Source organism: Streptomyces sp. NBC_00846, assembly GCF_045207325.1.
GTDB lineage: Bacteria > Actinomycetota > Actinomycetes > Streptomycetales > Streptomycetaceae > Streptomyces.
Window position 1 is genome coordinate 3,459,012 of record NZ_CP108846.1, and the last position, 13,440, is coordinate 3,472,451.

The following is a 13,440-nucleotide window of genomic DNA, read 5'->3' on the forward strand; positions in this document are numbered from 1 at the left end:
TCCGAGTGCGATTCCGGGTGCGATTCCGGGTGCGATTCCGGGTGCGGTTCCGGTTCCGACTCCGAGTCAACCGGCCGGAGAGAACCCCCGCCACCGCAGGGGCGGGCCACGGATGCGCACTCCCTGGTCTGTTCCCCATGGCAGTCGACGTGACCGATCCGAGCCCCGTGGTGCCGGTGGGCGTGACGTACGACCCCGCGGCCGGGCTCGCCCGCGTCATCACCGGCAAGGGCGGCCAGACAAGGGCAGCCAGAAGGTCGCCGGCATCCTGGCCGCGGGCCGGTCCGGCGCCCGGGTCGCGGGCTGCCAACCGCGGCCGCTGGGCGCTCCTGGAGGGCCGCGCGACGGTACGCACGGAACCGGGCGTGATCGCCGACGCGGTGCGCCGCTACGCGGAACGCCACGAACGCACACTGGCACCCGACCCGGACCGGGTCGTCATCGAGATCGCCCTGGACCGGGCGCTCGGCAGGGCGTGAGCGGGACTTCGGGCTCCGGGCTCCGGGCGGCTGTGGCCCGAGGCTTCCCGGGGCTTCCGGGGGCTTCCCGGGGCAGCACAACGGCGCCATCGCGTTCAGGTCACGATGACGCCGTTGTGTGGGGGAGTGCCGAGCGACATGTAACGACGGGGGATCGCTCAGGCACTGCGGGGGGTGGCGGAAATAGTCTCTGGCTCGAACAGCTGGTGGTCCCGGCGGTCGAGGTTGACGAAAATCATGTCGTACCGAATCGCGCAGCGAACGGGCTGCGGAGCTCCGCGCGGCTTACGGAGGCACCGGTAGGCACGCACTTCGTCGTCGTCTTCACGTGCGACGACGATGGGGTCGCCGAACAGAGTGACCATCAGCGAGTCGCCACAGCGGGGGATGGCAGTGACGAGATCGATGAAGTGCCAGCCTGATCGGTAGGCCGTAGCCATTTCCCGCCGGAAGGTCCGGTCGTCCGGCGGGATGGTCACGCGCCTGCCGACTTCCCTGGAGCTATGTCCCAGGCCAGGTCGGATGCCGCCAAGTTCCCGCTCCGCGCGCCCGTAGTGCCGGCGGGGAGCATGTCCCAGGCGAGGTCGGGGGGTGCAACGGCCACCCCAGCCGCCCCGGCGGGCACACTGTCCCAGGCAAGGTCAGGGGGTGCAACGGCCTGCACCTGCACTCCAGCCGTCCCGGCGGGCGCACTGTCCCAAGCGAGGTCGGGGGGTGCAACGGCCACCCCAGCCGCCCCGGCGGGCACACTGTCCCAGGCAAGGTCAAGGGTACCGATCGCCCCGAATGTCAGCCCGGCGGAGAAGGCCGCAGCAAGCACCGAGCGAAGCATCTTGTTACTCATAGTGGGCTTCGTCCTCACTTCCAAGGTTTCCTCTCCCCCGCATGACAAGACGATTGCTCATTGAGGCACGTCAACGCCACAGAAGCGATGCATCATGTTCCTGCAGATTCATGTTCCTGGGGGGTGGGCAAATGGTCGTAAATGAAACAAACGCGACACATCATCACCCCGTCAGTGCTCTATGCGCCGAGGGAGCACGGCTGTACGCCAGCGCGCTGAGCGTTGGCAAGATAATGCGCACCGAGGTGGCGGCGGCTCCCTGCCTGCTGGAGTTCGCGCTGCTCCACCCCGACCCCGACGACGACACCTGGCTCCGGCCGGCGCCGCCGTCCGCCGCACTGACTCAGCTGCTGCACCCGATAGAGCGTGAGATCCAGGACCGTCGACGTCTCACGGTCGAACTGACTGATGCGTTCGAACCTTTCATGGCCATCAGTGCCCAGGCGCCGCCGACCACCCATGCGATCACGGTGCTCGAAGGCATCGAACGAATCAATGCGTCCATCGAACTCGCCCTGACCGAGTGCAAGTCGGAAGTTCTCACCATCCAGCCCGGCGGCGGGCGCAGCGAGGACGCACTCAACATCGCGATGGAACGCGGGAACGTCCTCACGCAGCGCGGCGTCGGCATGCGCACCCTCTACCAGCACACGGCCCGGCACAGCCATGGAACCCTCACCTACGCGGCACGCATGGCAGAGGGGAAGGTAGAGATCCGCACCCTCGAAGAGCTCATAGAACGGCTCATGATTTTCGATCACACCGTCGCTTTCATCCCTGCCACGGACGATCGGAGAGTGGCGCTGGAACTGAGACACCCAGGCATTGTGGAGTACCTCGTCAGCGTCTTCGAGCAGTTCTGGCAGCGCGCAGTCCCCCTGCAGGAGCAGATCCCGTACGACCCGACACTCGAAGGCATCTCCGGGGTGCAGCACTCCATCGCGAAACTCCTCGTCGAAGGTCACGTCGACGAGGCCATCGCTCGCCGCCTCGGCATGAACGTACGGACATGCCGCGCCCATATCGCCAAGCTCAGCACCGCTCTCGGGAGCAACAGCCGGGCGCAGCTCGGCTACCTGATAGCCCGGTCAGGAATCCTGGAACAGGGACCGCCCTGATAGGACCAAGGCGGGCCAAGGGGGACCGCCACCGCAAACCATGGGGAGAACGACCGCGGCCCCCGACGCCGGAGAGGTTCATCACCGGGTACGACGAGCTTCTCCTGCCGCCTACGCTTTCACCACCGTCATCTTGCTGCACTGCCAGAAGTGGGGGGTCACAGATGGGCAGAGACGAGGACGAACTCGCACACTCCCACGGAGACGGCGCATTGTGCGAGGCGGCCCTCCAGCTCTACGCCGAGGCACTGAGCACCGGACGGATCGCGCGGGCCGCGCTGGAACGCGCCCCCTGCCTCACCGAGATGGCACTGCTTCACCCCGATCCGCAGGACAGCGCCTGGATGCTTCCCGTACCGCCCTCGTCCGGCCTGGCCCATTTGCTGCAGCCCCTCACCCGGGAGATCCACGAGCGGGTGCGGATCGCCGCCTCGCTCACCGAGGCACTGGCTCCACTGGCCTCCATCGCAAGCGCGGATCCCAACCTTGCCATCACCGTGCTCGAAGGCAGGCCTCTGATCGAGTCGGCCATTGCCGACACCACGCGTGGGGCCAGGCAGGAAATCCTCACCCTGCAACCCGGCAGCACCCGGCCGCCCGAGCAGCTACAACTCGCCCTGACGAACGCCAGGTCGACGCTGGACCGAAGCATCCCCCTCCGCCACATCTACCAGCACTCGGCGCGCTACAGCCCGGAGCTCAGGTCCTACGTGGGCCAGATACCCGCAGGAATTCTGCAGGTGCGCACCCTGGAGCAGACCATCGAGCGCCTCCTCATCTTCGACCGCGCCGTGGCCTTCATTCCCGCCACCCCCGACCGCGACGTGGCCCTGAAGATCCGCCACCCCGCGCTGGTCCGCTACTTCGTCCAGGTCTACGAAGTCCTGTGGGCGCAGGCCACGCCGCTCACCGAGAACCTGCCGACAACGACTCCCGGCGCCTCCGTCACCGCCGTCCAGCTCAGCATCGCCCGTCTCCTCGTCGAGGGCCACGTCGACGAGATCGTGGCCCGCAAACTGGGCATCAGCGTCCGCACCTGCCGCGCACACATCTCCCGGCTCATGCGGACGCTCAACGCCTCCAGCCGCGCTCAACTCGGGGCACGCCTCATCCAGTCGGGAATGGTCGACGAAGAGCCTCGCTGCGTCCCGTGAGCGTCACAACGAGGCCGAAGACACCGACGACACATGCAACGAAGATGAGAGCCGGCCGCGCGTTCCGCCCCTGTGCCCCGCCCGGAAAGGCGTCCCACCGGCCCTCCGCGTACATGCTCAGGTCACTGCCGTCGTGGACGTAGCCTCCGCGTTCCGGTTCGGACGGCGCCCACAACACGTTGACCGTGGTGCCGTTGCGGGGCCTGCCGAAGGTGTACGCGCCCTTCATCCCGGTAGCCGCGTACGGCTTCCTCGCTCATGTCCTTCCGCACCGCGCGCAACAGCTGCACCACGGTGGCGGCGCTCACCTCAGCGCCTCGCGCTTCTCGATGGACCGGATGGACCGGATGGACTCGATCGACTCGATGAACGAAGGAAAAAGGCCCGTCACCCGTGAAGCACACGGGTGACGGGCCTTGTCCGTCGTGCGGATACGCCTGACCCGCTCAGCTCTTCGGCCGCTTCGGCCGCCAGACCACCAACGCGCCGGTCTGCTGCACGTCCTGGTACGGCACCAGATCGCGCCGGTACGAGGCATGCACCTGGGCCTCTCGCTGCTGCATCGCCGCCGCCGCGCCGTCCACCGCCGCCGAGAGTTCGGCGACGCGCTGCTGGAGGGCCGCGACCTGGTTCTCCAGCTCGATGATGCGCTTGATGCCGGCGAGGTTGATGCCCTCGTCCTGCGACAGCTGCTGCACGGTGCGCAGCAGCTCGATGTCGCGGGCCGAGTAGCGCCTGCCGCGCCCGGCCGTGCGGTCGGGCGAGACCAGGCCGAGGCGGTCGTACTGGCGCAGCGTCTGCGGATGCAGGCCCGAGAGCTGGGCCGCGATCGAGATCACGTACACCGGTGTTTCATCGGTCAGTTCGTACGGATTACGTCGTCGGCCGTCCACCTCAAGCTCCCTTCGCTGCCTGGAAGAGTTCTGCCCGCGGGTCACGGCCCGCAGTCGCCTTCCGGTAGGCCTCCAGTGCTTCCCTGGCCTCGGTGTTCAGGTCCCTGGGCACTGTCACCTCGACGGTGACCAGCAGATCGCCCCGGGTGCCGTCCTTGCGTACGGCGCCCTTGCCCCGGGCGCGCATCGTACGCCCGTTGGGGGTGCCGGCCGGCAGTTTCAGGGTGACCGGCGGGCCGCCGAGCGTGGGCACCTTCACCTCGCCGCCGAGCGCCGCCTCCGTGAAGTCGACGGGCACGGTGACGGTGAGGTTGTCGCCCTTGCGGCCGAAGACCGGGTGGGCGTCGACATGGACCACGACGTACAGATCGCCGGCCGGTCCACCGCGCTCGCCCGGACCGCCCTTGCCGCGCAGCCGGATCCGCTGACCGTCCGAGACGCCCGCCGGAATCCTGACCTGCATGGTCCGGGAGGACTTCGCCCGTCCACTGCCCTTGCAGACATCGCAGGGGTCCTGGGCGATGAGGCCCCGGCCCTTGCAGTCCACGCAGGGGTCGGTGAGCGAGAAGCCGCCGCCGGTGCCGCGCGACACCTGCCCGGTGCCGAGACAGGTCGTGCAGACCCTGGGGGTGCCGTTCTTGTCACCGGTGCCGGAACACGCCTTGCAGGGCGCCTGGCTGGACATCCGCAGAGGGACCGTGGCCCCCTCGACCGCCTCGGTGAAGCTGAGCGTCACCTCGGACTCGATGTCCTGGCCGCGGCGCGGCTGCACCCGCGTCCCCGTACCGCCCCGGTTGAACAGGCCGCCGAAGACATCGCCCAGACCGCCGCCGCCGCCGAAACCGCCGGCTCCGCCGCCCTGGCCCCCGCCCTGGGCGCCTCCGAAGAGGTCGCCCAGGTCGAAGTTGAAGTTGCCTCCCGCGCCCGGGGGGCCGGCCCGGAAGCCGCCGTTGCCGAAGAGAGCGCGCGCCTCGTCGTACTCCTTGCGCTTCTTGCTGTCGCCGAGGATGTCGTTCGCCTCGGAGATCTCCTTGAAGCGCTCCTCCGCCTTGTCGTCGCCCTTGTTGGCGTCCGGGTGGAACTCGCGGGCGAGCTTCCGGTACGCCTTCTTGATCTCGGCGTCGGTGGCGTCCTTGGGGACGCCGAGGACCTTGTAGTAGTCCTTCTCGACGAAGTCCTTCGTGCTCATCGACGTCCCTCCTTCCGGACGATCGGCCATGCGACCGGCCCGTTGGCCGTTCGCATGGCCGGGCGGTGGGCCGCGAGGTGGTCAGACGGGATGTCAGACCTCCTCGGTGCCACCGCTCTCCTCGTCGGTTGACTTCTCTTCCTTGGCCGCGGCCGGTGTCGCACCCGGCTGGGGTTCGGCCACCGCCACCCGCGCGGGGCGGATGGTGCGCTCGCCGATCCGATACCCCGGCTGCAGGATCGCCACGCAGGTCGTCTCGGTGACGTCCGGCGCATACGAGTGCATCAGGGCTTCGTGGATCGTCGGGTCGAAGGGCTCGCCCTCCTTGCCGAACTGCTGCAGGCCCAGCTTGGCGACGACCGTCTCCACTGATTCGGCCACCGACTTGAACCCGCCCACGAGCTCGTCGTGGTCCCGAGCCCGGCCGATGTCGTCGAGCACGGGCAGGAGCTCGGACAGAAGACCCGCTACTGCGATCTCCTTGACCGTGGCCCGGTCCCGCTCGACGCGACGGCGGTAGTTCTGGTACTCGGCCTGGAGCCGCTGGAGGTCGGCCGTACGCTCGTTGAGCGCCGTGCGGACCTGGTCCAGCTGTGCCGTCAGACCGACTGTCTGTACTCCGTCCCCGGCCTCCGGCGCCTCCTCCTCCGGAGAGGAGGAGGCATCCTTCGGCTCAGCTCCGTCGGAGGCAGCGCCGGAGGGGACGTCGGGCTTCTCCTCGAAGCCCGGAGTCTCCTCGGTCACGCCGCACCGCCCTTCGCGTCCTTCTCGTCGTCCACGATCTCGGCGTCGACGACGTCGTCGTCGGCCTTGGCCTGCTGGGCGCCCGGCTGCGGGTCGCCCTGCGGGCCGCCGTCGGCCTGGGCGTTGGCGTACATCGCCTGGCCCAGCTTCTGGGAGACGGCCGCGACCTTCTCGGTGGCGGTACGGATCTCGGCGGCGTCCTCGCCCTTGAGCTTCTCCCTCAGCTCGGTGAGCGCGGTCTCCACCTCCGTCTTCACGTCACCGGGGACCTTGTCCTCGTTGTCCTTGAGGAACTTCTCCGTCTGGTAGACGAGCTGCTCGCCCTGGTTGCGCGACTCGGCGGCCTCGCGGCGGCGGTGGTCCTCCTCCGCATACTGCTCGGCCTCCTCACGCATCCGGTTGACCTCGTCCTTCGGCAGCGAGGAGCCGCCGGTGACAGTCATCTTCTGCTCCTTGCCGGTGCCGAGGTCCTTGGCGGCGACGTGCATGATGCCGTTCGCGTCGATGTCGAACGCGACCTCGATCTGCGGGACGCCACGCGGGGCCGGCGGCAGGCCGGTCAGCTCGAACATTCCGAGCTTCTTGTTGTACGCCGCGATCTCGCGCTCGCCCTGGTAGACCTGGATCTGGACGGACGGCTGGTTGTCCTCGGCCGTCGTGAAGATCTCGGAGCGCTTGGTCGGGATCGTGGTGTTGCGCTCGATGAGCTTCGTCATGATGCCGCCCTTGGTCTCGATGCCGAGGGACAGCGGGGTGACGTCGAGCAGCAGGACGTCCTTGACCTCGCCCTTGAGGACACCGGCCTGGAGCGAGGCGCCGATGGCGACGACCTCGTCCGGGTTCACACCCTTGTTGGCCTCCTGGCCACCGGTCATCTCCTTGACGAGCTCGGCGACGGCCGGCATACGGGTCGAGCCACCGACGAGAACGACGTGGTCGATCTCGGTGAGCTGGATGCCCGCGTCCTTGATGACGTTGTGGAACGGCGTCTTGCAGCGGTCCAGGAGGTCGGCGGTGAGCTGCTGGAACTGCGAGCGCGTGAGCTTCTCGTCCAGGTGCAGCGGGCCCTCGGCGGACGCCGTGATGTAGGGCAGGTTGATCGTCGTCTCGGTCGAGGACGAGAGCTCGATCTTCGCCTTCTCCGCGGCCTCGCGCAGACGCTGGAGCGCCATCTTGTCCTTGGACAGGTCGACGCCGTGCCCGTTCGCGAACTGCTTCACCAGGTAGTCGACGACGCGCTGGTCCCAGTCGTCACCACCGAGGCTGTTGTCACCGTTGGTGGCCTTCACCTCGACGACACCGTCGCCGATCTCCAGCAGCGATACGTCGAACGTGCCGCCACCGAGGTCGAAGACGAGGATCGTCTGGTCGTCCTTGTCGAGCCCGTACGCCAGCGCGGCGGCCGTCGGCTCGTTGACGATACGCAGGACGTTCAGGCCCGCGATCTCGCCGGCCTCCTTCGTCGCCTGACGCTCGGAGTCGTTGAAGTACGCGGGAACGGTGATGACCGCGTCGGTCACCTTCTCGCCCAGGTACGACTCGGCGTCCCGCTTCAGCTTCTGCAGCACGAAGGCGCTCATCTGCTGCGGGTTGAAGCTCTTGCCGTCCAGGTCGATCTTCCAGTCAGTGCCCATGTGGCGCTTGACGGAGCGGATGGTCCTGTCGACGTTGGTCACTGCCTGACGCTTGGCGACCTCGCCGACCAGCACCTCGCCGTTCTTCGCGAAGGCGACGACGGACGGCGTGGTCCTGGCGCCCTCTGCGTTGGTGATGACGGTGGGCTCGCCGCCTTCGAGAACGCTGACGACGGAGTTAGTCGTGCCCAGGTCGATGCCGACCGCACGTGCCATTTCAATTCCTCCAGCTTGACTACTTGAGTGCAACTGGCTCAAGGATGCACGACCCGCGCCTCAGTGTCAACAGAGTTGAGTCGAGCGGACTCAACTATCGTGCACGCACTTCGCGCGCATCGAGAGATCACCAACGACACCCACCCGCCCTGCGGGCCGGGCAGCCCCCACCCACCATCGCCCCATGGGATCGTTCTGTCACAAAACGGCGCCAAGCACGCAAACCAGGCAATCGATCGGCTCGATCCGCCCGACCCCAGGCAGGTGCGAACGATGCAGAGGCAGAGACAGAGACAACAGAGGCAGAGGCGCACCCGGACACACGGACAGGGACGGGAGTGGAGACAGGCAGAGCGGGTACGGCGGTGGCAGCGACAGCGACAGCGGCTGCGGGCACGCGCGCGGGTGCGGCAGTGGCCGTCGGTGCGACGATGGGCGCCGGTACGGCAGTGGCAGCGGCCGTCGGCCAAGCGCGTACTGGATCTGACGCTCGGCTCGATCCTGCTGGCCCTGGCCGCCCCTCTGCTCGCCGTGGGCACCCTTGCCCTCGCGGTACAGCGCCCTCCCGGCGGGGTGCTGACCCGATCACCCCGGATCGGCCTGTACGGCCACCCCTTCGTACTGCGCTCGCTGCGCACCCGCCGGCTGCGGCTGGATCTGCTCTCCCGGCTGCCGCACGTCGTACGGGGAGACCTCTCCCTGGTCGGGCCGGTACCCCTGACACCGGACGACGACCGGGCCGCCGGAGCCGTCGGCCCGAGCACCGCCGGCACCCCCGCGTCCACCCCCGCCCCCGCTGCGAGACACTGGCGGCAGGAACTGAAACCGGGCCTCACCGGCCTGGCGCAGGTACGTTCCCGTTCCGGAATGCCGTGGGACGAGCCCGCCCTGCTCGACCAGCACTACGCCGAGCACCACTGGGTGGGACTCGACCTGGCCATCCTGGCGCGAGCCGTGCACGCTCCCCTGTGCCGGGCGGCCCACGGACTCACCCGGCGCGGCAAGACGCACCTGAGCGACACAGATCACCGCCGGTGCGGCTACAGCGCGGCGGAATAAGTGGATAGTGTCAGCACAGACTGATTAAGTTACTGCTTAGTAATTGCCAGTATCCCCTTATAGACGCTGGATCCCACCCTCGCAGGCCCGAGGAGCCCCCAAATGCAACTCGCCGCGATCATCGTGTCGCTGGTGCTGACTGTGGTCGGCGTTGCGCTCATCGCCCGAGCCGTCGCGCAGATCTACCGGTTCGTCACGCTCGGACAGCCGGTCCCGGCGGGCAGCCGCACCGACAATCCGAAGCAGCGCACGATCACCCTGGTCAAGGAGTTCCTCGGCCACACCCGGATGAACCGGTGGAGGATCGTCGGCTTCGCGCACTGGTTCGTCGCCATCGGCTTCCTGACGCTGCCGCCGACGCTGCTCCAGGCGTACGGGCAGCTCTTCAAGGCCGACTGGGTCCTGCCGGTCATCGGCGACTGGCCGCCGTTCGAGATGTACACCGAGTTCATCGGTCTGATGACGACGGTCGGCATCCTCGTACTGATCGCGATCCGGCTGCTGAACCTGCCCTCGCGGGCCGGCCGCAAGTCCCGCTTCGCGGGCTCCAAGGCCTGGCAGGCGTACTTCGTCGAATACGTCATCCTCATCATCGGCCTGGCCATCCTGACCCTGCGCGGTCTGGAAGGCGCGATCCACCACGTGGACGGCTACGAGGCGTCGTACTTCATCTCGTACCCCCTGGTCCTCGCATTCAAGGGCCTCGCGCTCGGCACGCTGCAGAACCTCATCTACTTCACCGCGTTGATCAAGATCGGCACCTCGCTGATCTGGATGATCACGGTCTCGCTCAACACCAACATGGGTGTCGCCTGGCACCGCTTCCTCGGCTTCCCGAACATCTGGTTCAAGCGGAACGCGGACGGCGCGGTCGCGCTCGGCGCGCTCCAGCCGATGACGTCCGGCGGCAAGGAGATCGACTGGGAGGACCCGGCCGAGGACGCCGTCTTCGGTGTCTCCCAGGTCGAGCAGTTCTCCTGGAAGGGCATCCTCGACTTCTCCACGTGCACCGAGTGCGGTCGCTGCCAGTCGCAGTGCCCGGCCTGGAACACCGGCAAGCCGCTCTCCCCGAAGCTCCTGATCATGTCCCTGCGCGACCACGCGCACGCCAAGGCCCCGTATCTGCTGGCCGGCGGCGGCAAGGACATGGAAGGCAACGAGAAGGCGTCCGCGGAGCAGCTGAAGGACGTTCCGGCTGCGGCCCTCGCGGAGGCCGAGCGGCCGCTGATCGGCACGGTCGAGGAGAACGGCGTCATCGACCCGGACGTGCTGTGGTCCTGCACCACCTGCGGTGCGTGCGTGGAACAGTGCCCGGTCGACATCGAGCACATCGACCACATCGTCGACATGCGCCGCTACCAGGTGATGATCGAGTCCGCGTTCCCGTCCGAGGCGGGCACGATGCTCAAGAACCTGGAGAAGAAGGGCAACCCCTGGGGTCTCGCCAAGAAGCAGCGCGTCGAGTGGACCAAGGAGGTCGACTTCGAGGTCCCGATCGTCGGCAAGGACGTCGAGGACCTGTCCGAGGTCGACTACCTGTACTGGGTCGGCTGCGCGGGCGCTCTGGAGGACCGCGCCAAGAAGACCACCAAGGCCTTCGCGGAGCTCCTCCACATCGCGGGCGTCAAGTTCGCGATCATGGGCGGCGACGAGAAGTGCACGGGTGACTCGGCCCGCCGCCTGGGCAACGAGCCGCTGTTCCAGCAGCTCGGCCAGGAGAACGTCGCGATGCTGAACATGGCGTTCGGCGAGGACGACGAAGACGCGGAGACGAAGAAGCCGAAGTCGTCGAAGAAGATCGTCGCGACCTGCCCGCACTGCTTCAACACCATCGCGAACGAGTACCCGCAGCTCGGCGGCGAGTACGAGGTCATCCACCACACCCAGCTGCTCCAGCACCTCATCGACGAGGGCAAGCTGATCCCGGTGACGCCGGTCGAGGGCCTGATCACCTACCACGACCCGTGCTACCTGGGCCGTCACAACAAGATCTACACCCCGCCTCGCGAGATCATCGCGAAGGTCCCGGGCCTGAGGAACGAGGAGATGCACCGCCACAAGGAGCGCGGCTTCTGCTGCGGCGCCGGTGGTGCCCGGATGTGGATGGAGGAGCGGATCGGCAAGCGCATCAACAACGAGCGCGTCGACGAAGCTCTGTCGCTCAACCCCGACATCGTCTCCACGGCCTGCCCGTTCTGCCTGGTCATGCTGACCGATTCGGTCAACGGCAAGAAGAACGACGGCACGGCGAAGGAGTCGATCCAGGTGGTCGACGTATCGCAGCTGCTGCTGGACTCCGTGAAGACCCCGGCCGACCCGGCCGGGGAGACGGAGACGGCGGACGCACCTGAGCCGGAGCCGGTGAAGTAGCTCGGGCTGTCGTGCGACAGAAGCGGCCGGACCTGCCTCGGGGGCAGGACCGGCCGCTTCTGCTTCCACCCCCCCGGGCATCCCTCCGGAGCATCCCCTAGGGGATGTCACAGCTCGGCCGCAATGGCGGGCGGGATTCCCGGGCCCGCTCACCACACCCGCGCGGACCAGGTACGTTCGATGACGTGGCTGGATTCAGGATCGGACGCGGCCGGGACAACCGCACCCCGCAGCAAGCGCAGCAGCAACCGCAGCAGCAACCGCAGCAGCAGCCGTACGGCACACAGGCACCACCGCCGTACGCGCAGCAGCCATGGCCGCCGACGGGAGGCAACGGCGCCCCGCCCCCGTACAACAACGGCGGCTACGGCAACAGCAGCGGCTACAACGGCGGAGGCGGCCACGGCGAACCCGAGTACTTCGGCGACCCGTACCAGCAGCCCCACCACCCCCACGGATCACCCCAGCAGGGCGACCCGCACGCCAACTCCCCCGGCCACACCCAGGCGTTCAGCATCGGCGAGGACCCGTACGGCGACGGCAACACCTACCGCGCCGGCCAGGCCCCCGCCCAGCCCGCAGGCCCGCGGCTGCCCTGGAAGGACCTGCTCACCGGCATCGTGCTGCGCCCGGGACCGACGTTCTGGCAGATGCGCGACTACCCGGTCTGGGGCCCGGCGCTCATCGTCACGTTCCTGTACGGCCTGCTCGCCCTCTTCGGCTTCGACCAGGCCCGGGACGACGCGATCCACGCGACGATCTCCACGGCGGTCCCCTACGTCGTCATCACCGGCATCTGCTTCGTCATCGGCGGCCTGGTCCTTGGCGCGGTCACGCACACCCTCGCCCGCCAGCTAGGGGGCGACGGCTCCTGGCAGCCGACCGTGGGCCTCTCCATGCTGATCATGTCGATCACGGACGCCCCGCGCCTGATATTCGCGCTCTTCCTCGGCGGCGAGAACTCCCTGGTCCAGATCCTCGGCTGGATCACCTGGCTCGCCTCGGCCGCGCTTTTCACCTCGATGGTGAGCAAGTCGCACGACCTGCCGTGGCCGAAGGCCCTGGCCGCGTCCGCGATCCAGCTGCTCGCACTGCTGTCGATCATCAAGCTGGGCACGATCTGACGCCCCCGCCCGCACAGATGTGAAGGAACCCCTGGTCCTGGGACCAGGGGTTCCTTCACATCTGCAGAAGCCGGGAGCAAGCACACACGCCACGCGTAACGCGTCACGCTCACGCGTCGAGAACCTGCCCGCTGCGCCGTACGACGGGCTTGTCCACGCTCCACGGGAAGTTGATCCAACGATCGGTCTTCTTCCACACGTATTCGCATTTCACCAGCGAATGCGGCTTCTCGTATATGACCGCGCTGCGCACCTCGGCGACATGATCGATACAGAAATCGCGCACCAGCTTCAGCGTCTTCCCGGTGTCGGCGACGTCGTCGGCGATCAGAACCTTCTTGGCCGAGAAGTCGATGACATTCGGAACGGGCGCCAGCATGACCGGCATTTGCAGGGTGGTACCCACCCCGGTATAGAACTCCACATTCACCAGATGAATATTCTTGCAGTCCAAGGCATAAGCGAGCCCGCCCGCGACGAACACCCCACCCCGCGCGATGCTCAGCACGACATCGGGCTCGAACCCGTCGTCGACAACAGTCTGCGCCAGCTCACGCACGGCATGACCGAAACCCTCGTACGTGAGGTTCTCCCGCACCTCACCGCTCATCCGGCA

12 protein-coding genes and 1 pseudogene are annotated in these 13,440 nt (G+C 67.7%); 7 read left to right on the plus strand and 6 right to left on the minus strand.

What is annotated here, in order from left to right:
- The first annotated feature begins 17 nt into the window (after positions 1-17).
- Positions 18-479: pseudogene (locus OG936_RS15935) on the plus strand (nitrilase).
- A gap of 158 nt (positions 480-637) precedes the next feature.
- Here the strand turns inward: OG936_RS15935 and OG936_RS15940 are convergent.
- Positions 638-958: a (2Fe-2S)-binding protein gene (locus tag OG936_RS15940; RefSeq protein WP_266747139.1), complete on the minus strand. Its 321-nt coding sequence runs from the start codon at positions 956-958 to the stop codon at positions 638-640.
- Between the two features lie 475 nt (positions 959-1,433).
- Here OG936_RS15940 and OG936_RS15945 point away from each other — a divergent pair, with 475 nt between their 5' ends.
- The 3 genes from OG936_RS15945 to OG936_RS15955 all read left to right on the plus strand — a co-directional run bounded on the left by OG936_RS15945 (position 1,434) and on the right by OG936_RS15955 (position 4,005).
- Entirely contained in the window at positions 1,434-2,441 is a 1,008-nt protein-coding gene (locus OG936_RS15945) for a helix-turn-helix transcriptional regulator (RefSeq protein ID WP_406500470.1), read from the plus strand.
- Positions 2,442-2,605: 164 nt separating this feature from the next.
- Positions 2,606-3,595 (plus strand): LuxR C-terminal-related transcriptional regulator, encoded by a 990-nt coding sequence (locus tag OG936_RS15950; RefSeq protein WP_406495447.1) that lies wholly within the window; start codon positions 2,606-2,608, stop codon positions 3,593-3,595.
- A gap of 188 nt (positions 3,596-3,783) precedes the next feature.
- On the plus strand, positions 3,784-4,005 hold the full coding sequence (locus OG936_RS15955) for a hypothetical protein (protein ID WP_406495448.1): 222 nt from the start codon (positions 3,784-3,786) through the stop codon (positions 4,003-4,005).
- Positions 4,006-4,041: 36 nt separating this feature from the next.
- Here OG936_RS15955 and OG936_RS15960 read toward each other — a convergent pair whose 3' ends face one another.
- From OG936_RS15960 to dnaK, 4 genes are all read right to left on the minus strand, one after another.
- The gene (locus OG936_RS15960) at positions 4,042-4,488 is read right to left on the minus strand and encodes a heat shock protein transcriptional repressor HspR (protein ID WP_406495450.1); all 447 of its coding nucleotides are present in this window, start codon (positions 4,486-4,488) and stop codon (positions 4,042-4,044) included.
- 1 nt (position 4,489) lies between these two features.
- A complete protein-coding gene (dnaJ, locus tag OG936_RS15965; RefSeq protein WP_406495451.1) occupies positions 4,490-5,677 on the minus strand; it encodes a molecular chaperone DnaJ in 1,188 nt (395 codons plus the stop codon).
- Between the two features lie 93 nt (positions 5,678-5,770).
- Complete coding sequence (gene grpE / locus OG936_RS15970; RefSeq protein WP_406495452.1) at positions 5,771-6,421, minus strand: nucleotide exchange factor GrpE; 651 nt, start codon at positions 6,419-6,421, stop codon at positions 5,771-5,773.
- Positions 6,418-8,271: a molecular chaperone DnaK gene (gene dnaK, locus OG936_RS15975; protein ID WP_406495453.1), complete on the minus strand. Its 1,854-nt coding sequence runs from the start codon at positions 8,269-8,271 to the stop codon at positions 6,418-6,420. The genes grpE and dnaK overlap by 4 nt, the downstream gene beginning before the upstream one ends.
- A gap of 423 nt (positions 8,272-8,694) precedes the next feature.
- Between dnaK and OG936_RS15980 the strand changes: the two genes are divergently transcribed.
- The 3 genes from OG936_RS15980 to OG936_RS15990 all read left to right on the plus strand — a co-directional run bounded on the left by OG936_RS15980 (position 8,695) and on the right by OG936_RS15990 (position 12,824).
- Entirely contained in the window at positions 8,695-9,330 is a 636-nt protein-coding gene (locus OG936_RS15980) for a sugar transferase (RefSeq protein ID WP_406495455.1), read from the plus strand.
- A gap of 102 nt (positions 9,331-9,432) precedes the next feature.
- The gene (locus OG936_RS15985) at positions 9,433-11,700 is read left to right on the plus strand and encodes a (Fe-S)-binding protein (RefSeq protein WP_406495457.1); all 2,268 of its coding nucleotides are present in this window, start codon (positions 9,433-9,435) and stop codon (positions 11,698-11,700) included.
- A gap of 185 nt (positions 11,701-11,885) precedes the next feature.
- Entirely contained in the window at positions 11,886-12,824 is a 939-nt protein-coding gene (locus OG936_RS15990) for a Yip1 family protein (RefSeq protein ID WP_406495459.1), read from the plus strand.
- A 109-nt stretch (positions 12,825-12,933) separates the two neighbouring features.
- On the opposite strand, the gene OG936_RS15995 is transcribed toward OG936_RS15990, so the two are convergent.
- On the minus strand, positions 12,934-13,434 hold the full coding sequence (locus OG936_RS15995) for a phosphoribosyltransferase (protein WP_406495461.1): 501 nt from the start codon (positions 13,432-13,434) through the stop codon (positions 12,934-12,936).
- Between the last annotated feature and the right edge of the window lie 6 nt (positions 13,435-13,440).

What these genes read in the sequence shown, in the direction of transcription:
- OG936_RS15995 (WP_406495461.1), bottom strand. Translation starts at nt 13,434, where the DNA reads ATGAGCGGTGAGGTGCGGGAGAACCTCACGTACGAGGGTTTCGGTCAT.
- dnaK (WP_406495453.1), bottom strand. Translation starts at nt 8,271, where the DNA reads ATGGCACGTGCGGTCGGCATCGACCTGGGCACGACTAACTCCGTCGTC.
- OG936_RS15950 (WP_406495447.1), top strand. Translation starts at nt 2,606, where the DNA reads ATGGGCAGAGACGAGGACGAACTCGCACACTCCCACGGAGACGGCGCA.
- OG936_RS15985 (WP_406495457.1), top strand. Translation starts at nt 9,433, where the DNA reads ATGCAACTCGCCGCGATCATCGTGTCGCTGGTGCTGACTGTGGTCGGC.
- OG936_RS15945 (WP_406500470.1), top strand. Translation starts at nt 1,434, where the DNA reads ATGTTCCTGGGGGGTGGGCAAATGGTCGTAAATGAAACAAACGCGACA.
- dnaJ (WP_406495451.1), bottom strand. Translation starts at nt 5,677, where the DNA reads ATGAGCACGAAGGACTTCGTCGAGAAGGACTACTACAAGGTCCTCGGC.